The sequence below is a fragment of the Flaviaestuariibacter amylovorans genome, assembly GCF_039541815.1.
Classification (GTDB): Bacteria; Bacteroidota; Bacteroidia; order Chitinophagales; family Chitinophagaceae; genus Flavisolibacter; species Flavisolibacter amylovorans.
This window is the reverse complement of record NZ_BAABGY010000008.1, coordinates 44,641-65,022: the sequence shown is the minus strand read 5'-3', so window position 1 is coordinate 65,022 and position 20,382 is coordinate 44,641. Positions and strand designations below refer to the sequence as shown.

Genomic DNA, 20,382 nt, shown 5'->3' with positions numbered 1-20,382 from the left:
CAGAACCTGTACCTACCAACAAGGTCCCGGCAATGCCGGGACTTTGCTTTTGCAGGAGTCCGCTCTATTTCCTTGTTCCCTGTTCCCTGTTCCTTATTCCCTGTTCGTTGCTTAACCGGAGGCGCATCCTGACGCGCCGTTACCCAGGCCCGTTCGGGATCGTAATTACCCGCTTTAACGCCCCGGAATGAGTTATCCACATTTCTGGCCTGCCTTTTCGTTAGTAAAGTGAAAAGAGTCATCTATGCCCACGAATTCAGAATTGCAGAAGGAGGTGGACATCCTCCGGAACAACAAGCGCGGCGTGCGACGGCGCTTCGAGCACTTCGCCTCCGGCGTGACGCGCGCCAGCGGCACTCCTATGGCCTTTCTCCTTGCGCTCGCCACCATCTTCGCCTGGGCCGTTACCGGTCCGCTGTTCGGATTCTCCGATACCTGGCAGCTCGTGATCAACACGGGCACCACCATCGTTACCTTCCTGATGGTGTTCCTGATCCAGCAGTCGCAGAACAAGGACTCGCTGGCGCTGCAGCTGAAGCTCAACGAGCTCATTGCCTGCGAGGAGCGTGCCTCCAACCGCCTCATCGATGTGGAGGACCTCAGCCAGCAGGAGCTCGACGTACTGAAGAAATTCTACGTAAAGCTCGCCCGGCTCGCCAAGAGCAGCGATGACCTGCATACCTCGCATTCGGTGGACGATGCCGACGACGTGCACGATGCCAAGTCGGACTATTACCGCAAACGGAGAGAAGAGCGGATCAAACGAAACGAAAAAGCATCCTATGGAACTGGTAAGCCCGCTAACACACAAAGATTTTCTTGAACTCGACCGCGACCCGGAGGGGGCGGCGCGCGCCGCCGACCTCGTGTATGTGAACGACACGATGAAAGGCATGCGCCGCGTGAAGAAAGGAAAGGGGTTCGCCTACGAGCTCGACGGCAAAGCGGTGACCGACGCCAGGCACCTCGAGCGGATCCGCAAGCTCGCCATCCCGCCCGCCTGGACCGAGGTCTGGATCTGCGCGAAGCCCAACGGCCACATCCAGGCTACGGGCTACGACCTGCGCGGGCGCAAGCAGTACCGCTACCACACGCACTGGCAGGAGCTCCGCAACGAAACGAAGTTTCACCGCCTCTACGAATTCGGCAAGCTCCTCCCCTCGCTCCGCCTGCAGCTCGAGGAAGACCTGGCGCGCAAGGAGCTCTGTGAGGCGAAGGTGCTCGCCACGGTGATCTCGCTGATGGAGCGCACCTATATCCGCGTGGGCAATGCCGACTACGAAAAGCAGAACGGCTCCTACGGACTCACGACGCTCAAAGACAAGCACGTCACCATCGAAGGCGACAAGCTGCGCTTTTCCTTTACCGGGAAGAAAGGCATCGACCACGACATCTCGCTCCGGAGCCGGCGCCTCGCACGGGCCGTGAAGGCCTGCCGCGACATCCCGGGCAAGGAGCTGTTTCAATACTATTGCGCCGACGGCTCGCGCAGGAGCATCGACTCGGGCGCCGTCAATCAATACATCAAAGACGCCACCGGCGGCGATTTCACGGCAAAGGACTTCCGCACCTGGGCCGGCACCCTCAACGTGCTGCGCGCGTTCAAAGCCATGGAGGCCGCGGCTACCGAGGCCGACCTGAAGAAGAACGTGCTGTCGGCGCTCGACGATGTGAGCCACAAGCTGGGCAACACCCGCGCCGTGTGCAAGAAATACTACGTGCATCCCGGCATCATCCGCCTCTACGAGGAGCAAAGCCTCGACCGCTACCTGAAGCAGCTCGAGGACATCGAAACGCCCGACCAGCTCACCGGCCTCACCAGTGAGGAGCGCGTGCTCATGAAGATCCTGAAAGAGCTCGTTTAATGTGCTAATGTGCTAATGAGGTAATTTGCTAATAAATAAAGCCGCTGGTGAATACCTGCGGCTTTATTGTCTGATTGTATCCTGGAAAAAACGCGCGTTGTGCCAGCGATCAGCACATCAGCACATTAACTCATTAGCACATTACTTCTTACTGGCTTTTCCACCCTTGCGGGCCACCTCAGTGCGGGTGCGCTCGGAGGCGGAGGCGAGTCCGCGCTTGGAGGCGCCTTTGGCGTTGGAGCCACGGGCACGGCTCACGGAAGTACCGCCGGCAGCAGACTTGCGCGCGGCGCCTTTGGAAGCGCCGCCGGAGGAGCGGGAGGTGGAGCCGCCGGAGGATTTCGAAGCACCCTTCGAAGCGGCCTTTCTGGGGGCGGACTTGGAAGCACCGCCGCTACTCTTTGATGCACCCTTGGAAGCTCCCTTGGATGCACCCTTGGCGCCGCTGCGGCTTTGCTTGCGCGGCTCCTCTTTCGTGCGCCCTTTTGAAGCGCCGCGTGAGCCCGATGCTGACTTTGCCGCCGCCTTCCTGGGAGCCGCCTTCGAAGCGGTCCCGGAAGCTCCCTTGGAGGCTGTTCCAGAGCCGCTCTTCGAAGCACTCTTCGATGCACCTTTGGAAGCGCCCTTCGACGCGGTACGACCGCCGCCGCTGCTTTTCTTGGCAGGCACCTTTGCGCCGCTTTCGCGGGCCTCGGAAAGACCGATGGCGATCGCCTGCTTGCGGGAGGTCACCTTCTTGCCGCTGCGGCCGCTCTTGAGGGTGCCCTCCTTGCGCTCGTGCATGGCCTCCTTGACCTTTGCGCCGGCACCTTTGGAATACTTAGCCATGTAATCTGGTTTAGGGTTAGTGTATCTTCTGCCCGACAAAATTTTCATACCATCGTCGTGCTTTTCGGCAGATGAGCCCTGCGCGTGCGTTCGTCAGGTACGATTTTTTAACCGGTTCCGTAAAATGAACCATATGCCTAATAACGAAAAAATCACCGGCATCCTCAACGACCTGATCCGGATCAATCATGACCGGATCGTCGGCTATGAAAAGGCCATCGACGAGTTGAAGGACGAGACCGAGGACCTGCGCCCGCTCTTCGTGCGCTATGCCCAGGAAAGCCGCCAGTACGCCCAGGAACTCACCACCGAAGTGAACCGCCTCGGCGGCGAGGCCACCGACGGCACCACCAACTCGGGCAAGATCTACCGGGTATGGATGGACCTCAAGGCCGCCGTTACCGGCCACGACCGCAAGGCGGTGCTGGAGAACTGCGAGTTCGGCGAAGACGCCGCGCAAAAGGCATACGACCTGGCCCTCAACACCGACGAGCAGCTCGAGCCTTCGCTCCGCGACCTCGTGGTGCGTCAGAAGACACAGCTGCGTGTGGCCCACGACGAGGTAAAGCGCCTCCGCGACACGGCCCGCGCCGCTCAGTAAGCAATCACCCGGAAGCAGCACCTGCGCCTCCCCGCCAGGTGGCTTTCGTTCACCAAAAACAGAACGGATGAAGCGCATCTTTTTGGCAACCCTACTAGCCGCATCGCTCTCGATGACCGCCTGCAACAACGATGGCAACAGCGCGAGCGACAACGCGCGCAACGACAGCGCAAAAACAGACAAGCTTGACACGGCGATCACGACGGATTCCCGCCGCAACGCTCCCGGCTCCTACGACGTGACGACGGACACGGGCAACAAGACCGACAACCGCGGTCCGCAAACGGGAGAGGGTCCGCTGCCCCTGAAGCCGAAGGGCCAGTAAGCTGATTTTCGAAACGAAGACCCCGGCAGCCGGCCCCTGGCCGGCTGCCGCTTTTGGGGAAGCGCCGCCTCAGCAACGCGGATGACCTTGCTGCACTGCCGGTGGCAAAACTTTTTCAGGGATCCACTAAAGCCCACCCATCTATGAACGTGAACGAAGAGAACAGCCAGCCCTACATGCAAAGCCTTTCGAGCCTGCTCAACAAGCTGCAGCACGATGGCTATACCGAGGACTTCCGCGTGACCGCGCAGGGCCTGCAGGCTCCCGGCAACGACGAGAAATCCTGGGCGCCCGCCGACGTGAAGGTGGTCAACTTCTACCGCTTCGAAGGTCCCTCCTCGCCGGAAGACGAAGCCGTGATCTACGTGCTCGAAACCTCCGACGGCGTCAAAGGAACACTGACCGATGCCTACGGCCCCAACGCGGATCCCTATGTGTCGGACTTCATCCAGCAGTTCGGTACCCTCCCGAAAAAAGGCAGTCATTCCTAAGCCATGCTCCACTTCAGCACCTACCTCGGCCCCTGCGTCTCCGCCTGGAGCGAATGCATGCAACTCCGCCGCCTCCTCGACGGCGCGCCGGTGACCTACTCTACGCGCACGCTGCAGGTACTCGACGAGTGCGCGACGCTCTGCCTTGGTACGCTGCAGGCCTTACAATGCGGCTTTGCCCAGGTGCCGGCGCTGGCCCTCCTTTGCGTGGGTGTTTGCGCTGAATGCGCCGAATGCTGCGCCCGCTACGGCGAAGCCGCCTTTGCCGCCTGCGCCGATGCCTGCACGCGCTGTGCAGCCGCCCTCAGCGACCTCGCGGCCGAAGGCGCCGCGCAGCTTCCCGGATGATCACCTCCGCCCGGCACCAGCACGCAAAAAAAATGGCCACAGTGGAGACTGCAGCCTTGCTGATAGAATGGACCGTGTATATGTGAGAATCTTGGATCGGATTGAAGCAACAAGGTGCAGAAAAGAAACGCCCCCGTCACTCCGCTACTGATAAAAAATTTTTGCCACCCCCGGTGATGCCTGCCCGAAGCGGATTTTCCTATTTTTAAGGCCGACAGCCCATCAGTATGGGTACGATTTTCCCCAAGCACCGGTATCCGCCGGGCAGCAGTTGTAGAAGAAGCCCATATGCGTATCTGGAGTGCCGTGATAAAAAAGATCCGATTGTTCCTGATCCTGTTCCAACGGGCAGGGCTTGGCTTCGTGAACGACAATGCTTTCAAGCTGAGTGCGTCGCTGAGCTATTACACCATTTTTGCCCTTGGTCCGCTGCTCATCATCGTTATCTCGCTTGCCGGCATCTTCTTTGGGCGCGAGGCCGCCCAGGGCCGCATTTACGGCCAGATCAACGGGCTCGTGGGCAACGAGGCCGCCCTGCAGATCCAGGAGATCATCAAGAACATCCAGCAAACGCAGGCTTCCACCACGGGCGCCATCATCGGCGGCGTCATCCTCATCGTGGGCGCCACCGGCGTCTTTACCGAGATGCAGGATTCGATCAACTATATCTGGTCGGTGCGGGCAAAGCCCAAAAAGAGCTGGCTCAAGTTCCTCACCAACCGGCTCCTTTCTTTCTCGCTCGTGGTGGGCCTCGGCTTCCTGCTGCTCGTGTCGCTGATCGTGAATGCGCTGCTCAACCTGCTCTCCGACCGCCTGCCGCGCTTCATGCCCGAATTCAGCGTACACGTCATCGCCTGGATCAACCAGGGCATTATCCTCGTGGTCATCACCGGGCTCTTTGCCGTCATCTTCAAGGTGCTGCCCGATGCGATCATCTCTTGGAAGGATGCGCTGATCGGCGCGCTCATCACCGCGCTGCTCTTCCTGCTCGGGAAGTTCGGCATCGGCTACTACCTCGCGCGCTCCAACTTCGACATTACCTACGGCGCCGCGGCCTCCATCATCATCCTGCTTACCTGGGTCTACTACAGCGCGCTGATCCTCTACTTCGGCGCCGAGTTCACCAAGATGTACGCACTACAGGCCGGCTCCGGCATCCGCCCCAAAGACACCGCCGTGTTCATCATCAAGAAAGAATCCCGCGAGGTCCCGCAGTCGCACCTGGATACCTGAGTTGAATGGGGGAATGGGATAATGGGGGAATGGGATAATGGGGTGATGGGGTAATACGAAGGTTAAGGAGGGCTCACGAGGGTTGCGGGCAACCTTTGAGCGGATCGTTCGTTACACTCCGGAAACACCCATGGGACGTCCGCAGCCGGATGCCCGCCCTTAACCCTTAACGACCCCCTTGCAACTCCACAGCCCCTATACCTTCTCGCTCGCGCAATATGGCCGGCCGGCGGCCTACCCGGCGCTGGACGGCGATCGCTCCGTAGAAGTACTGATCCTCGGCACAGGTATCTCCGCCGCGCTCACGGCCTGGGAGCTCACCGGCGCGGGCATTCCCTGCCTGTTGCTCGACAAGCGCCGGGCCGCCACGGGCAGCACCGCGGCCTCCACGTCGCTGTTGCAATACGAGATCGACACACCGCTCCACGAACTCGCACATCGGGTGGGAACAGCCGATGCCGAACGCAGCTACCGCCTTTGCTACGAAGCGATCGACCTCCTGCGCACCGTCTGCGCCGATGCCGGCGCCGCGAAGCTCTTCGAACCGAAACACAGCCTGCAGCTGGCGAGCTACCAGACGCACGTGCAGCCGCTCCGCGAAGAATTTCGTCTTCGGCGCGCCCTCGGCTTCGACGTGGAGTGGCTCGACGGTGACGAACTGGCCCACCGCTTCGGCCTCGAAAAGCCCGCCGCCCTGTGGAGCCGGCGCGCCGGGCAGATCGATGCGTACGCGCTCGCACACCGGCTGCTGCACTGCGTTACCGAGCGGGGCAGCGCGGTACACGAGGATACGGAAGCAGTATCGATCGAACATCACCGGTCCGGCATCGAAGTACGGACCTCCGGAGGCCACCGCGTGCGCGCCCGCAAGCTCGTGATCGCCTGCGGCTACGAGTCGCAGCGCTATCTGCCGAAGGCCGTGGAGGAACTGTTCGTCACCTATGCCCTCGTTACCCACCCGCTGCCGGAGCCTCCTCCCTGGCAGGACCACCTGCTGTGGGAAACCGCCCGTCCGTATTTATACAGCCGGAGCGCGGCGGGCGGGCGCCTGCTCATCGGGGGTAAAGACGTCCGCTACGACGGGCGGCGTTATGCGAGCGGGCTGCCGGCCAAGACCCGGGCCATCCTGGCCGCCTTTGGCAAAATTGCGCCCGGTGTGCCCGTGACGGCAGAGCAAAGCTGGGCAGGCCTCTTCGCCGGTACTGCCGACGGGCTGCCGTATATCGGGTCGGTTCCGGAGCAACCGAACACCTATTACTCCCTGGGTTTCGGTGGCAACGGCATCCTCTTCAGTGTACTCGGGGCCCGCATCATCGCCGGGCTTATTGCCCGCGGGAAGCACCCCGACGGTGCACTTTTTTCGTTCTCGAGATGATAAATGGCACAGAATTTCGGCCGGTAACCGGAGTAAGGTGCCGCTCTCAGGGCCGGCTTTAAAACAGACGATTATGAAAGAGACCTCACAAGCAAAACAAATGACCCACCCGAACTTTATCCTGGGCTTGGTCAGCATCCTGCTCCTCTTCATCGGTATCGGGCTTTACCGGAACGGATCCGAGAGCGGCAACATCATCTGGTATATTGCCGTCGGCCTCGGCGCCATACACTGGATCTGGGGCATCACCGATGTGTTCCGCCAGCAAAACCTCGCCTCCCAAAGCCGGGTGTTCTGGCAGATCCTCGTCGTGGCCATCCCGGCCGTAGGGAGCATGTTGTACTATATGAACAGTAAAACGGTGCGTATGTAATGTGCTAATGCGATGCACGGAACGTATAGTCGATATGGACAAAAAAGAAGAGCGCAGGTCTTACCTGCGCTCTTCTTTTCTTATTACCCGTAACCGGAATTGTTTAGCACATTAACTCATTAGCACATCAGCACATTGCTTAAGCTGCCGGGAAAGAGATGACGAAGGTAGTGCCCGTGCCCACCACCGACGTGACGTCGATCTGGGCCTTGTGCGCCTGCAGGATGTTGAGCGTGGCGGCGAGGCCAAGGCCCATGCCGTTGCGCTTCGACGTATAGTAAGGCTCAAACAGCCGTGAGATATTCTCTTCGGAAATGCCGCAGCCATTGTCGCGGATCGTCGCCACATGACGCCCGTCGTCGTCCGATGCCACCACGATCTCGAGCGCACCGCTGCCATCGTTCGGCATCGCCTCCACCGCGTTGATGATGATATTTAGGAAGGCGATCTTGAGCTTTTCCTTGTTGGCGTTGAAGTAGCAGGCCTCTTCGGCATAGCGGACCTTCAGCGAGATATGCTGCAGGGTGATGCGGTCGAGGGCCTCCTGGATGCTTTCATCCATCACCGACTGCAGCGTCGAGCGCTCGAAAACGAGGTCCGTGGGACGGCTCGTATCCAGCAACTCGGTAATGAGGTCGCCGATACGCTTGGAGTTGCGCTGGATGATATCGAGGAAGAGCGAAGCCTCGTCGCTGAGCTGGTCGCCCACGAGCTGCTCCACCGACATGTTGATGTTGTTGAGCGGGTTGCGTACCTCGTGAGCGAGCGTGCGCACCAGGCGGCCGGTGGCACCGAGCTTTTCCACCATCAGGTTGGCCTTCTCCGCGCGCCGCAGGTTGGTGATGTCGTGCATGAGGCCCTGGTAATAGCCGCTGGCCTCCGCCGGATCAACGGGAGCCGTGAGGGTGAAGATGAAGATGCGGCGCTCGCCCGAATGCGTGGTCATCTCGAGCTCGAGGTCGTTCACCTCGCCCTCTTCGTCCAGCACGCGCCGCAGGCGCATCTTGTCTTCTTCATCGGCGATAAGGTCGTACACACTGCGTTGCTGCAGCTCCTCCGGACCAAAGCCAAGCAGCTCGGAGGTGGCGGCGTTCACGTCTTTGAAATAGAGCGCATCGTCGGCAATGAACACCGCGTCCTTCGACAGCTCGAAGATGCTGCGGTACTTGCGCTCGTTGGCGCGCAGGGCCTTGAGGTAGGACGTGCGCTCCAGGGCATAGCGGATGCAGCGCTCCAGCTTGTCGGCATTGAGGTCGGTTTTCACGAGGTAGTCGGTGGCGCCTACCTGCATCGCTTCGATGTCGATCTCCTTGTTGCCCTTGCCCGTGAGCAGCACGATGGGCTCCTCGCAGCCGAGGCGGATGGCCTCCTTCAGGAAATCGAGGCCGGTCTTGGCGCCGAGGCGGTAGTCTACAAAGTAGAGATCGAACTTCCGCTGCTTCACGTGCTCGATGGCATCGGTAAACTTGTAGGCCCAGTTGATGACCAGCTGGTACTCCTCGATCTGGCGGAGGTACTCGGAGGTGATGAAATAATCGTCCTCATCGTCGTCGATGATGAGGATGCGGATCGTTGGCTTTTCGAAATGGGGCATCTTAATGATTCTTTCCAGCGAAATGGATCTGGAACAAGGAATGAGTGGGTGAATGGGCCTGAACGCTGAGGCGGGCGCTGAGCCCCCCGCAATGGTGTGCAAGGTCGTTCAGCAGCGCATCGGCGGACCCGGGCGGGCGCACGTTCACGTGCAGCGACAACAGGAACCAGGTGGCGCCGGCGGCGGGATCGCGCTCTTCCTGACACTGGATGTGCAGGTAGCGGCGGCGTTCTTCCGACGGCAGCCCGAAGGCCAGTTGCACCAGTGCCCGGAGCAGGCAATGCCAGTCGTCGGCAGTTCCCTGGGCCATCGGCAGCGCTTCGCAGCGGATCGAGGCTTCGGGGCCCTCCGGTGTGGTCGCCAGCACGGTCGACAGCACACGGTTCAGGTCGGCCCATTCGCCGCCCTCCGCGGCAGGGCGCGGAGGGCCGGCTAAAGGCATGGGCAATGAGGTCATCGGCTTACTGGTTATTGAGCTCCTGGTATTGCTTCATCTTGTTGTACAGCGTCTTGCGGTCGATGTTGAGCAGCTTGGCCGCCTTGCTCTTGTTGAAGTTCACCTTCTTGAGGGCCTTCAGGATCATGTCGTACTCGGCATCGATGGAAGCGCTCTTGAGGGTGCCGTCACCTACGGGGCGGGCCGTCTCGAACGAGTCCTCGGCAGGGCGCGAAGGCATCACCGGCACGAAGGCGGGCGCTGCGGGCTCGGCGGCTGCGGGTGCCTTGTCGAACTGGAGCTTGTCGTAATGCGAGATCTCGAAGGGCAGCGAGGAGGCTTCGATGGCCTCGCCGTCGCTCAGGAGGGTGGCGCGCTTGATCACGTTCTTCAGCTCACGGAGGTTACCGTACCACACGTAGTTGCGGAAGATCTGCTCCACCTCGGCCGAGAAGCCGCGGATGTTCTTTCCGAGCTCGCTGTTGGTGACGCTCAGGAAGTGCTGGGCGAAGAGCATGATGTCGTCCGGACGCTGGCGCAGCGGCGGCACGTCGATGGAGAACTCGTTGAAGCGATGGTAGAGGTCCTCGCGGAACTTACCCTTGCGGGCGGCATCCCACAGCTTCTCGTTGGAGGCCACGATGATGCGCACGTCGAGCTCGATGTCCTTGGTGCCGCCCACGCGGCGGATCTTGCGCTCCTGCACCACGCGTAGCAGCGATACCTGGATGTCGTAGCCCAGGTTGGCCACCTCATCGAGGAAGATGGTGCCGCCGTTGGCAAGCTCCAGCGAGCCGGTCTTCTGGTTGAGGGCGCCCGTGAAGGAGCCTTTCTCATGACCGAACAGCTCGGAGCCGGCAAGCTCCTTCGAAAGCGCACCGCAGTCGATGGCGATAAAGGGCTTGTGCTTGCGCTTCGAGCGCTTGTGGATCTCCTGGGCGATGGCTTCCTTACCGGAGCCGCTCTCGCCGTAGATGATCACGGAGTAGTTGGTGGGGCCCACGAGGTCGATCTGCTGCAGCAGCTGGCGGAACACCGGCGTGTCGCCGAAGATGTAGTCGCCGGAGTGTACGAGCTGGGCCGGTGCCGCCGTAACGGTGCCGGTGCCGCCGGTGGCGGGGCGGCTCGTGAGCGGGGTGCCGCCGGTGGGTGCCGACGGGGCCGAGGGAGCGGAAACGCGCTGCGGCTGGTGCACGGCGCCGGTATCCTGCGAGGAGGCCGCTTCGAGGGCCTTCTTGATCGTGACCAGGATCTCGTCGGGGAAAAGGGGCTTCGTGATGTAGTCGTAGGCACCCATCTTCATCACTTCCACGGCGATCTTGATGTCGCTGTAACCGGTGATGATGATCACGGGGACCTGCGGGTAAATTTCCTTGATCTTGCCGAGCAGCACGTTGCCTTCCATGTCCTCGAGGCGGAAGTCGCACATCACGAGGTCGGGCTCAACGGTCTCGAGCAGCTCGAGGGCCTTTTTACCGCTGTACGATTCCAGCACTTCAAAATTGTGGCGGGTAAGGAAGCGCTTCAGGAGGAGGCACATATCCCGGTCATCGTCAACGATCAGAATTTTTTGCATGAGTGGGTTGTTATAACGTTTAGGTTCTAATGTGGTTAAGGGCGAATCTGTTTCGAAGATAAAAAAAGTTATGCCTGAGTTTACGCCCAGAGGCCACGGACATGGGAAACCGGGATCTGGAGTTGCTCGCGGTACTTGGCCACCGTGCGGCGGGCAACGGAAAACCCGCGCTGGGCAAGGATATTCACGAGTTGCTGGTCGGTGTAGGGGTTGTGCTTGTCCTCGCCTTCGATCACATCCTCGATGGCGCTCTGGATCACTTTGTTGGAAATCACTTGTCCCTTGGCGTTAGCAATGCCCTCGGTGAAGAGGTCTTTCAGCAACAGGAGTCCGAACGGGGTCTCCACGTATTTGTTGCAGGTGATGCGCGATACGGTGGAAATGTCCACGCCTACCATCTCCGCCACGTTCTTCAGGATCATCGGCTTCAGCAGGTTGATGTCGCCGGTGAGGAAGTATTCGTACTGCAGGTGCACAATGGCCTTCATGATCTTGAGCATGGTGGCCTCGCGCTGCTGCACGGCGTTGATGAACCATTGGGCCGACTGCAGCTTGTTCTTCATATACTGAAGCGCGCTCTTGTCGGTGTTCACCTGCTGGGTGCCTTCGGCGAGCTGCTTCCAGGTGGTATTGATGGAGAGGCTTTCGGAGCGGTTGCGGTACAGCGATACGTCGAGCTGGTCGCCTACCTGGGTAATAAGGAAGTCGGGAAGGATGTTCTTGTTCACGACGATGGAGTCCTCCTGCTCGCACACCGGCTTCATCTTGAGCGTGGCGATGAGCTGCAGCACGATCTTGAGTTCTTCCTCGTCGATCTTGAGCTGGTGGCGGATCTTGTCCATGTTGCGGTTGTGGAGGTCGGTGAAGTGGTGCTCCAGGAGGCGCACGGCCATCTTCACGTCGGGGCGCTTCTGATTGAAGCGGCGCAGCTGGATGAGGAGGCACTCGCGGATGGAGCGGGCGCCGACGCCTACGGGCTCCAGCGTCTGGATCTGCTGCAGCACGACGTCGATCTCCTCGGGCTCTACCCATTTGCCCTGCTTGAAGGAAATGTCCTCGGCAAGGTGCTCGAGGTCCTGCTCCAGCAGGCCATGGTCGTTGAGCGAGTCGATGATGAATTCGGCGAGCCAGATGGCGCGCTCGTCGTCGGACGCTACCTTGAACTGCTCCTTCAGCAGCGGGCGGAAGTCGAAGCCGCTGGTGATAGGGCGCTCGGGAAGCTTCTCGTCGCCGAGGTAGTTGGCATATTCGGTCTTGTAATCCGGGACGTCGTTGTAACCGTACTCTTCCCAATCCTGGTAATCCTGCACGCTGTCCTTGCTGTACTTGTCGATGCTTTCATCGAGCTCGTTTTTCTGATCGTCTAATAACGGGTTCTCTTCCAGTTCCTGCAAGATGCGCTGTTCGAGTTCCAGCGTATTGAGGTGGAAGAAGTTCAGCAACTGGATCTGCTGGGGCAGGATCTTGAGCCGCTGCTTCTGGGCTAAACGCTGATTGATCATGTGGGAGATTTTGGCGTACCCCGTTCTTACGGCAAGTGTGGAACCAAAATCACAGCAGTTTCAAAAACGTTGATTTTCAACCACTTAAAGATTATGATTTATTGCCGGGTTTGGAACTCTTCAATAAAGCGCGGCCGTAGAGCCCAAAACTGTAGAATTTCCACCCCAAACCGATGAGCTAACGGCCGGAAATAAAAAACGTAACCTCCTGGTTACGTGCAACTTGCGCTCCTCCTGGCCGGGCTTACAGCACTTCGGTGCTGCGGGCCTGTACGCGGTAGTCGAAGAACGACGGTACCGGGTACGATCCTGCCGGGTGGCTCGACGAGGGGTCGAAGCGCCGGCGCTCGCCACCGGGGGTAGCAGGGATAGGGGCGGGTGCCTGGGGCGCGCTCATGCCCGCCGGGAAGCCGGTGCCGGACAGGTTCGGGGATACATTGAGGGTTGACATAGCGGTAATGATGAATACCCCCGGTGCAGGGAAAACCGTACCAACGCCGGCTCAAACCGGAGCAATGGCAGAGCTCCGGACGGCGGGGCGTCATTTCCCCACTTCGGTGCGCTCGCGGGGATAATAATGAACGGTCTTAAAACGCTTTTTGGCACCATTCTCGAATTGATAGGAGTAGAAAATTTATTAACTCCTAAAACCTATTGTTATGTTACGTTGGACAGTCATCTTTCTGGTAGTAGCGATCATCGCCGCTATCTTCGGCTTCGGTGGTATTGCCGCCGGTGCTGCCTCCATTGCCAAGATCCTTTTCTTCATCTTCCTGGTACTGTTCGTCCTCAGCCTCATCGCTGGTGGCTTCCGCCGGGTCGACTAGGCCCCGCCCCCCTGTCCCCCCAAGGGGGCACTTAGGTCGAACAGACCTCTCACTAGCAAATCATCTAAAGCGCTAGGTATAAAAAAGCGGATCACATAGTGATTCGCTTTTTTATTATTACTTCCGCACATCTTATCGGCAAAAGAAAAGGCCCGGTTTCAGATCCGGGCCTTTATGCACTCTCGCAATGGGAGGGTACGCGAAATTTTTGAAGCAAGTTCGACCTAAGTGCCCCCTTGGGGGGACAGGGGGCGTCACCGCGAAGAGTCGCTGTCCTCGCTGTAGTCGGGCGCGCTGTTGGCGCCGGCGTCGCCCGGGCCCTGGATGCGCTCCGAGGGCGCGCGCTTGTCAAGCACCTTCTCGTCGTTGCGCGGGTCGGTGGGGTTGGCCTCGGCCAGCGAGTCGTCGCCGCCTTCGCGGCGGGGCGTCAGGTCCGCGGGATTGCTGTATCCGGGCTCGTTGGGGAGCCCCATGTGATTCGTCAGGGGTCTGTTGTCCATAAATGTGTCTTTGAAGAGAGCAGAGAAAAAAGGGTACCAGGCGGGTGAGCGCGTGAGCAAGTGAGCAAGTGAGCGGGTGAGCAAGTGAGCGCGTGAGCGGGAATCGGCAATGGGAAACGGGTACATAAAAAAGACCGCGCGGCGGGTGCCGGGCGGTCTGTATGCGGTTGCAGGAAGCGGCGTCAGCGGTTGCTTTCGTCGGGCTCCGTCGTGGCCATGTCGGGCGGCGCGCCGTCGGGCTCAGCCTGCTTGCTGAAAAACTTCTTGAGCTTCTTGACCAGCTCCGTTTCCTTCTCGCTATTGAGGTAGCGGGCGAGCAGCGTGGAGGCGGCAAGCGGCACGAAGGTGCGGGAGAACCAGCCGGCCTTGCGGAGGATCCAGCGGCGCAGCACCATGTCGACCCCGATGTCGAGGCCCACGTTGAGGAGCGGCGAGGTGGGGCGGTTGCGCCGGCCGATGCGGGCGAGCACGCGGGTCATCACCAGCACGCCGTTGGTAACGGGGCGGACGCCTTCCTGGAGGGATCCCAGGGAGGCATTGATGGCTTGCTTCTGCAGGCCCAGGAGTTCCTGGAGGCGGGCCTTCTCCTCGAGCAGCTCGTCGTAGCTCGCAATTTTCTTACTCATAGATCTTTTTGAGGATGGCTTTTTTCAGGATGGGGAATACGATCTTCTTGCGCAGGACCACGATCAGCACGATGAGGAGCACGAAGAATCCGCCCACGATAAAGAAACCTCCGGCCGTGCTATTGATCAGGCTTCCGATCCACCAGGCGAGGCCCATGCCGAGAAAGAACAGGGTAAAGATCAGCAGGAAAAAGGCCGACAGGCCGGCCACGAGTCCGGCGGTCACGTTGGTGGCCTTTTGCGTGAGCGTCACTAACGCCAGCTTGTAATAGGTGTCCAGGTAATCGCTGACACTCTGCGTGAGCGATCCCGCTTTCGTCTTGATATCTTCTTTGAGGGCTTCCATAAGCTGTCGGCGTTTATAAAGAAAGGAACAGGCGCGGTGCGCCTGTTCCTACGGATGTTTAGCTGTTGAATTGATCGGCAGCGTCCGAGGCGGTCTTGCTGCCCTTGCGGGTAAGGTTCTGCAATTCGCCCTTCGCATTCGCGAAGAGATCGGTCAGCTGGTCGCCCCAGCCACCGGCCGTTTTGCCGATACGCTCGCGCAGGTCGGTGCCCTTCTCGGGAGCGAGCAGGAGGCCGAGTGCCACCCCGGCAGCGGCGGCGCCGATCAGGCCGAGGACCATTTTGGATTTCGAAGTCATACGTTGGTTATTTAAAAAGTGACGAATACGGTGCTCACTGTCCGGTTTAAATAATCGTACCAGCACTTCCACAAGTGCAAACGGACCGAAAGCCCGAAAAAAATAAGGCGATCGGATGTTCGGGAGCCGGAAATCTTTAATTTTCAGCTAGATTGGTATAAAAATTATAGACATTAAACGAATGGATCTAAGCATATGGTAATGAGGAAGAAGGTGTTGATCATTGATGACGAGGTGGATTTATGCCTGCTGATGAAATCTTACTTCCTTAGGAAGAACTACGAGGTACACATCGCGCATACCCTGGCCGACGGCGTCCATCGTCTCGAGGAGATCACGCCCGACTATTTGTTCATCGACTACAACCTGCCCGACGGCCTCGGGTGGGACAAGCTTCCCGACTTCTACCGGAAGCACCCCGCCATTCACTATCACCTCATCTCGGCCTTCCGCCCCACCATCCCCCCGGACCTGGACTCGGCGAAGCTCACGATCTGGGAAAAGCCGATCTCACTGAAGGCACTCGACAACTTTTTTTAAAGCCCCCCTGTCCCCCAAAGGGGGAACTTAGGTCGATATTTTTCTTACGATAGCAATCACTTTTTATAAAATTGACACAGGCCGCAGCTTCGCTGCGGCCTGTCTGTATAATGCTCAATATCCAATGTTCAACATTCAATTTCTAGTAACGTCCCTTCGAGAATTGAGCATTGCGCATTTAAAGTAGAAAGCCCCGACGGAGTCGGGGCTTTCGTATAAACAACTTTGAGACAAGTCAGAGTAATAAATGAATAGTCCACCTAAGTTCCCCCTTCGGGGGACAGGGGGCCGGGACAGGGGGCCTATTCCCATACCTCGTCTTCTCCCTTCAGCCACTTCTTCACCAGGTCGGTGGTCACCGACTTCGGGCGCTCGAGCGGGAAGTTGAGGGCGCGGTCCCAGCAGAGGGAGGCCAGCACGCCGAGGGAACGGCTCACGGCAAAGAGCACCGTATAGAACTCGTACTCCACCATGCCGTAGTGCACCAGCAGGGCGCCGGAATGGGCGTCCACGTTGGGCCAGGGGTTCTTGATCTTGCCGAGGCTCTGCAGGATCGGGGGCACCGTTTCATAGATGTTCCAGACCGTTTGCACCAGCGGGTCGTTGGGCATGTGCTTCTTGCCGAACTCCATCTGGGCGGTAAAGCGCGGGTCGGTCTTGCGGAGCACGGCGTGGCCGTAGCCCGGCACCACCTTGCCGGCAGCGAGGGTCTTCTTCACGTACTCGGCGATCTGCTCGCCCGTAGGTGCTTCCGTATTCAGCTCCTCGCGCATCTCGAAGATCCACTTGATCACTTCCTGGTTGGCGAGGCCGTGCAGCGGGCCGGCGAGGCCGTTCATGCCGGCGGCATAGCTCAGGTAGGGATCCGACAGGGCAGAGCCTACGAGGTGCGTGGTGTGGGCCGATACGTTGCCGCCTTCGTGGTCGGCATGGATGGTCATGTACAGGCGCATCAGCTCCTTGAAGGAATCGTCGCTGTAGCCCATCATGTGGGCGAAGTTGCCCGACCAGTCGAGCAGGCCGTTGGGCTGGATGTGGTCGCCGTTCTTGTACTTGCGGCGGTAGATATAAGCCGCGATGCGGGGCAGGCGGGCGATGAGGTCCATGGAGTCGTCGAACACGGCTTCCCAGTAGTCCTTCTTGCTCATACCGGCGGCATAGCGCTTCGCAAACTGGCTTTCGGTCTGCAGGGCCATCACGCCCACCACGAACTGCGTCATGGGGTGGGTGGTGGCGGGCAGGGCCTCGATGGTGGCGAATACGTGGTTCGGCACATGGCTGCGGCGCTGCCAGGTGGCGGTGAGGTGCTGCACGTCTTCCTCGGTAGGCAGCTCCCCTACCAGCATGAGGTAGAACAGGCCTTCGGGCAGGGGCTCGGAGCCGCCTTCGTACTTGGGCAGCTTTTCCTGGAGCTCGGGGATCGAGTAGCCGCGGAAGCGGATACCGTCCTGTGCGTCGAGGAGCGATGTTTCCGTAACGAGGCCGGTGATGCCGCGCATGCCCTGGAAGACCTGCGCCAGCTGCACCTCGCCGATGACCTTGGTGCCGTGTTCCTTGATAAGATCCTTGATCTCGCCGCCTACGGCATCTGCCTTTTCCTTGAACCTGTCTTTGATGATACCCATTTGGTAGCTATTTTCTTATATGTGAGGAGAGGGTTTTGATTAAGCGCCCTAAAGTTAGGGGATGGCCGAAGAATATCGTGAATCGTGAAGCGTCAATCGTGAATCGGGATGTATCAGCAGTGAAGGGCAAGCAGGCAGGGCCGGGATATACCGCCCCAACGGTATTTTTCCGGGTGTCCGCGGCCGGTAGCTTTGGCCGCTTAAACCATAGCCGATGCGCTTTTGCTACCTGCTCGCTCTCTCACTTGCCTCAGCCCTGCCCGCCTCCGCCCAAAACCCCGTGTTGATAAAAAGCGTTTCCAGCACGACGCTCGAGCCCGAGTCCGATGCGCTGGTCAATAAGCAACGCCCGTGGAACGGCAAGGTCTTCTACGCCGGAAAGGGCTCGTCGACCCAGGCGATCCTTGCCGTTACAGACGGCACGGCCGCAGGTACCGTCGTGGTGAAGGACCTCGGCGATGTGGGCGGCGTGGACGGGGTCTATCCCGCACAGGACTTCGTGTACGTGACCACGATGAAGTCCACGATCGTCTCCTTTCCTCCCCTGGTCGTGAATTACGAACGCCGCTTGTGGCGTACCGACGGCACGGCCGCCGGCACCGTCCTCCTCAAAGCCTTCCCGGCCACGGGCTCCACGCTGCAGACGGGCACCTATTACAGCGATGCGCTGTCTTCGGTGAACTACAGCATCAGCGGCAACACGATCTATTTCGGCGGCTTCGACGCGGCATCGGGCAACGAGCTCTGGAAATCCGACGGCACCGCATCCGGCACCGCGATGGTCAAAGACGTCAACCCCGGCACGGCCAACAGCAACCCGAGCGGCTTCTGCAAGGTGGGCAGCGTGGTTTGCTTCTTCGCTACCGACGGCACTGCCGCCTCCTACCAGCTTTGGAAGACCGACGGCACCGCAGGCGGCACGGAGATCCTTACCCGTATCAACACCACCGCGCAATCCATTGCGGAATTCTCGGCGGGCCTGTACCGCGGCAAAATGTATTTCTGGGCCAACGACGGCAACAGCGGCGCAGAGGTCTGGTATACCGACGGCACGCCTGCGGGCACCCAACTGCTGAAGGAAACAATCGCGGGCAACAACGCCTTCACGGGCTCCGGCGGCTTCCGCACCGACCTCAACTTCATCCAGGACGACCGCTACCTCTACTTCCCTTCGGAGCGCTCGAAGTATGTCTGGCGCACCGACGGCACTACGGCCGGCACGATCCAGCTCAACAGCACCGCGCTCTCGAGCCAGACCATCGCCGGTGCCAGCGCCAGGGGCAACCGCATCTATTGGCTCGACAACACCACCACGCTCTACACTTCCGACGGAACGGCGGCCGGAACAAGAAAAGTGATCGACAACCTCAGCCAGGCCGGCCAGCTGTATAGCTACAAGGGCGCCGCCTGGATGCAGGCCCGCCCGCCGGCCGCCATCTTCGATGCCGAGCCCTGGCGCTCCGACGGCACCGCTGCCAATACGGCCCGTGCGCTCGACGTGTATCCCGGCTCCGGCAGCAGCAGCCCCTTCGGCTACTTCGAGCTCAACGGCTACCTCTACTTTTTCGCCTCCAACAGCGCCGGCAAGCACCTGTTCCGCTACCTCGGCGACATGACCTTCAACGGCTCCATAGCCGGTGGCCGCTGGCGCGACTCCGCCAACTGGAACAGCGGTATGCCCCCCGGCTTCACCGACACCGCCTACCTGCCCGCCGGGCTTACTGCCGAAGTATCCGCCAACCGCGCCTATGCCGGGCAGCTGGTACTCGGTGCGGGCAGCAGTATTTCACTGGCCGCTATTACCGACACCCTCTTTATCGCCCGCGGCATCGCCGGGGGCAGCAGCACCGGCGCCGGCGTCACGGTCTTCCGCGGTATGGGCTCCGACACGGTGCGCATCGGCGGCGCCTTCAGCGCAGCCCGCCTCCACGTGGCCGGCATCGCGGCGCTCAATGCCCCGCTTTCGGTAGGCAGCAGCCTCGACCTTGCCCCGGGCGCCCGCGTGCTGGCGAACGATCAAAACCTGACGCTTACCGGCAACACTTCTGCGATCACCGGCGCAGGCCCCTCCGCGTACATCGTTACCAACGGCACCGGCTCGCTCGTGCAGGAGGGGCTCGGCCCCAGCGGACGCAGCGGCGCGGTGACCTTTCCGATCGGCACGGCCACGCACTTCAACCCCGCAACGCTCACCAACGCCGGCACCACCGACGCCTTCCGCGCCCGGGTGCAGCCCGGTGTGAGCCCTTCCTATTCGGGCGAATCGGCCACCGGCAGCAACTTCGTGGGCAACGTGGTCAACAGCACCTGGATGCTGGGCGAAGGCACCCCGGGCGGCTCCGACGTAACGGTGAGCCTGCAGTGGAATGCGGCGCAGGAACTGGCCGGCTTCAACCGCGCGGGGAGCCAGGTGGGCCACTACCGCAACGGCGCCTGGCAGCTCGGCACGGCAGGCGCCGCCACCGGGTCGGATCCCTATACCCGCAGCGAAAGCGGCATCACGTCCTTCTCGCCCTTCTCCGTATTCACGGGCAACGGCGTACAGGTGGGTACCGCTATCGGAACGCCGGAAGCGAACCCGCAGGGCATCCGCCTCCGCCAGTCGGGCAACCGCCTTTACGTAGACCTGCGGAAGCCCCTGCCCCGCGTGCAGGCGCAACTGCTGACGATGAGCGGCCAGGTATTGTTCTCCGGAAGCTACCGGCAGCAACAGCAGCTCACGCTGACGCTTCCTCCGGTCACCGGGTTCTACCTCCTCGTGCTCCGCGACGAAAACGGGCTGCTGTACAGCGGGCGGGTGCTGGGACGGTGACCTTACCCCCGGCCCCTCTCCGGGGGAGAGGGGCCGGGGGTGAGTGACGTGAACTACCGTATTGCGGCGGTTTTGAAAGCGGGTCGCACGCCCGTTTACTGATACAACAGGCAGGGGATCTGTGCGACGCATTTACAAATTCAAAGACATCAGATAATACCGCGTCGATGCCTGTATTTGCCTGAATCAATCTCTTTTTTTCCGCATACAAAGCCCCGACGTCAGTGATGTCGGGGCTTTTACAATTGGTCAACGTTGGAA

General features: G+C 60.3%; 23 protein-coding genes. 12 read left to right on the top strand and 11 right to left on the bottom strand.

All coding sequences use genetic code 11. From position 1 onward, the window contains the following. Window positions 1-244: 244 nt before the first annotated feature. Both ABD937_RS14005 and ABD937_RS14000 read left to right on the top strand, forming a co-directional pair. Window positions 245-823 (top strand): low affinity iron permease family protein, encoded by a 579-nt coding sequence (locus ABD937_RS14005; RefSeq protein ID WP_345256378.1) that lies wholly within the window; start codon window positions 245-247, stop codon window positions 821-823. Then, window positions 783-1,865: a DNA topoisomerase IB gene (locus tag ABD937_RS14000; protein WP_345256377.1), complete on the top strand. Its 1,083-nt coding sequence runs from the start codon at window positions 783-785 to the stop codon at window positions 1,863-1,865. The genes ABD937_RS14005 and ABD937_RS14000 overlap by 41 nt, the downstream gene beginning before the upstream one ends. A gap of 141 nt (window positions 1,866-2,006) precedes the next feature. Here the strand turns inward: ABD937_RS14000 and ABD937_RS13995 are convergent, their stop codons facing one another. Beyond that, on the bottom strand, window positions 2,007-2,693 hold the full coding sequence (locus ABD937_RS13995) for a DUF6496 domain-containing protein (protein WP_345256376.1): 687 nt from the start codon (window positions 2,691-2,693) through the stop codon (window positions 2,007-2,009). Between the two features lie 133 nt (window positions 2,694-2,826). Here ABD937_RS13995 and ABD937_RS13990 point away from each other — a divergent pair, with 133 nt between their 5' ends. The 7 genes from ABD937_RS13990 (at window position 2,827) to ABD937_RS13960 (ending at window position 7,439) form a co-directional block, all read left to right on the top strand. Beyond that, on the top strand, window positions 2,827-3,294 hold the full coding sequence (locus ABD937_RS13990) for a ferritin-like domain-containing protein (protein ID WP_345256375.1): 468 nt from the start codon (window positions 2,827-2,829) through the stop codon (window positions 3,292-3,294). A gap of 67 nt (window positions 3,295-3,361) precedes the next feature. Then, window positions 3,362-3,619, top strand: a complete 258-nt coding sequence (locus ABD937_RS13985) for a hypothetical protein (protein WP_345256374.1) — start codon at window positions 3,362-3,364, stop codon at window positions 3,617-3,619. A gap of 143 nt (window positions 3,620-3,762) precedes the next feature. Beyond that, entirely contained in the window at window positions 3,763-4,110 is a 348-nt protein-coding gene (locus tag ABD937_RS13980) for a hypothetical protein (protein WP_345256373.1), read from the top strand. Window positions 4,111-4,113: 3 nt separating this feature from the next. After that, the gene (locus ABD937_RS13975) at window positions 4,114-4,458 is read left to right on the top strand and encodes a four-helix bundle copper-binding protein (RefSeq protein ID WP_345256372.1); all 345 of its coding nucleotides are present in this window, start codon (window positions 4,114-4,116) and stop codon (window positions 4,456-4,458) included. A gap of 324 nt (window positions 4,459-4,782) precedes the next feature. Beyond that, window positions 4,783-5,691, top strand: a complete 909-nt coding sequence (locus ABD937_RS13970; protein WP_345256371.1) for a YihY/virulence factor BrkB family protein — start codon at window positions 4,783-4,785, stop codon at window positions 5,689-5,691. A 178-nt stretch (window positions 5,692-5,869) separates the two neighbouring features. Further along, window positions 5,870-7,066 carry an NAD(P)/FAD-dependent oxidoreductase gene (locus ABD937_RS13965; RefSeq protein WP_345256370.1) on the top strand — a complete coding sequence of 399 codons (1,197 nt, stop codon included), beginning with the start codon at window positions 5,870-5,872 and terminating at the stop codon, window positions 7,064-7,066. A 73-nt stretch (window positions 7,067-7,139) separates the two neighbouring features. After that, on the top strand, window positions 7,140-7,439 hold the full coding sequence (locus ABD937_RS13960) for a hypothetical protein (RefSeq protein ID WP_345256369.1): 300 nt from the start codon (window positions 7,140-7,142) through the stop codon (window positions 7,437-7,439). 139 nt (window positions 7,440-7,578) lie between these two features. Here the strand turns inward: ABD937_RS13960 and ABD937_RS13955 are convergent, their stop codons facing one another. From ABD937_RS13955 to ABD937_RS13935, 5 genes are all read right to left on the bottom strand, one after another. After that, entirely contained in the window at window positions 7,579-9,033 is a 1,455-nt protein-coding gene (locus ABD937_RS13955) for a hybrid sensor histidine kinase/response regulator (RefSeq protein ID WP_345256368.1), read from the bottom strand. Between the two features lies 1 nt (window position 9,034). Next, window positions 9,035-9,490, bottom strand: coding sequence for a hypothetical protein (locus ABD937_RS13950; protein ID WP_345256367.1), 456 nt, complete (start codon window positions 9,488-9,490; stop codon window positions 9,035-9,037). A gap of 4 nt (window positions 9,491-9,494) precedes the next feature. Beyond that, window positions 9,495-11,045, bottom strand: a complete 1,551-nt coding sequence (locus ABD937_RS13945) for a sigma-54-dependent transcriptional regulator (RefSeq protein WP_345256366.1) — start codon at window positions 11,043-11,045, stop codon at window positions 9,495-9,497. A gap of 80 nt (window positions 11,046-11,125) precedes the next feature. Then, a complete protein-coding gene (gene rpoN, locus ABD937_RS13940) occupies window positions 11,126-12,547 on the bottom strand; it encodes an RNA polymerase factor sigma-54 (RefSeq protein WP_345256365.1) in 1,422 nt (473 codons plus the stop codon). A gap of 244 nt (window positions 12,548-12,791) precedes the next feature. Further along, entirely contained in the window at window positions 12,792-12,998 is a 207-nt protein-coding gene (locus ABD937_RS13935) for a hypothetical protein (RefSeq protein WP_345256364.1), read from the bottom strand. 208 nt (window positions 12,999-13,206) lie between these two features. Between ABD937_RS13935 and ABD937_RS13930 the strand changes: the two genes are divergently transcribed. Then, window positions 13,207-13,374: a DUF1328 family protein gene (locus tag ABD937_RS13930; RefSeq protein ID WP_131448019.1), complete on the top strand. Its 168-nt coding sequence runs from the start codon at window positions 13,207-13,209 to the stop codon at window positions 13,372-13,374. 254 nt (window positions 13,375-13,628) lie between these two features. On the opposite strand, the gene ABD937_RS13925 is transcribed toward ABD937_RS13930, so the two are convergent. The 4 genes from ABD937_RS13925 to ABD937_RS13910 form a co-directional block, all read right to left on the bottom strand. Further along, window positions 13,629-13,874 carry a hypothetical protein gene (locus ABD937_RS13925; RefSeq protein ID WP_345256363.1) on the bottom strand — a complete coding sequence of 82 codons (246 nt, stop codon included), beginning with the start codon at window positions 13,872-13,874 and terminating at the stop codon, window positions 13,629-13,631. A 182-nt stretch (window positions 13,875-14,056) separates the two neighbouring features. Next, window positions 14,057-14,500 carry a hypothetical protein gene (locus ABD937_RS13920; RefSeq protein ID WP_345256362.1) on the bottom strand — a complete coding sequence of 148 codons (444 nt, stop codon included), beginning with the start codon at window positions 14,498-14,500 and terminating at the stop codon, window positions 14,057-14,059. After that, window positions 14,493-14,846: a phage holin family protein gene (locus ABD937_RS13915; protein WP_345256361.1), complete on the bottom strand. Its 354-nt coding sequence runs from the start codon at window positions 14,844-14,846 to the stop codon at window positions 14,493-14,495. Before ABD937_RS13915 ends, ABD937_RS13920 begins: the two co-directional genes overlap by 8 nt. A 58-nt stretch (window positions 14,847-14,904) precedes the next feature. Then, window positions 14,905-15,144 (bottom strand): YtxH domain-containing protein, encoded by a 240-nt coding sequence (locus ABD937_RS13910; protein ID WP_345256360.1) that lies wholly within the window; start codon window positions 15,142-15,144, stop codon window positions 14,905-14,907. Window positions 15,145-15,345: 201 nt separating this feature from the next. Between ABD937_RS13910 and ABD937_RS13905 the strand changes: the two genes are divergently transcribed. Further along, a complete protein-coding gene (locus ABD937_RS13905) occupies window positions 15,346-15,684 on the top strand; it encodes a response regulator (RefSeq protein ID WP_345256359.1) in 339 nt (112 codons plus the stop codon). Window positions 15,685-15,986: 302 nt separating this feature from the next. Here the strand turns inward: ABD937_RS13905 and ABD937_RS13900 are convergent, their stop codons facing one another. Next, the gene (locus ABD937_RS13900) at window positions 15,987-17,309 is read right to left on the bottom strand and encodes a citrate (Si)-synthase, eukaryotic (protein ID WP_345256358.1); all 1,323 of its coding nucleotides are present in this window, start codon (window positions 17,307-17,309) and stop codon (window positions 15,987-15,989) included. A gap of 214 nt (window positions 17,310-17,523) precedes the next feature. On the opposite strand from ABD937_RS13900, the gene ABD937_RS13895 reads away from it, so the two are divergent. Continuing rightward, on the top strand, window positions 17,524-20,121 hold the full coding sequence (locus tag ABD937_RS13895; RefSeq protein ID WP_345256357.1) for an ELWxxDGT repeat protein: 2,598 nt from the start codon (window positions 17,524-17,526) through the stop codon (window positions 20,119-20,121). Window positions 20,122-20,382 lie beyond the last annotated feature (261 nt).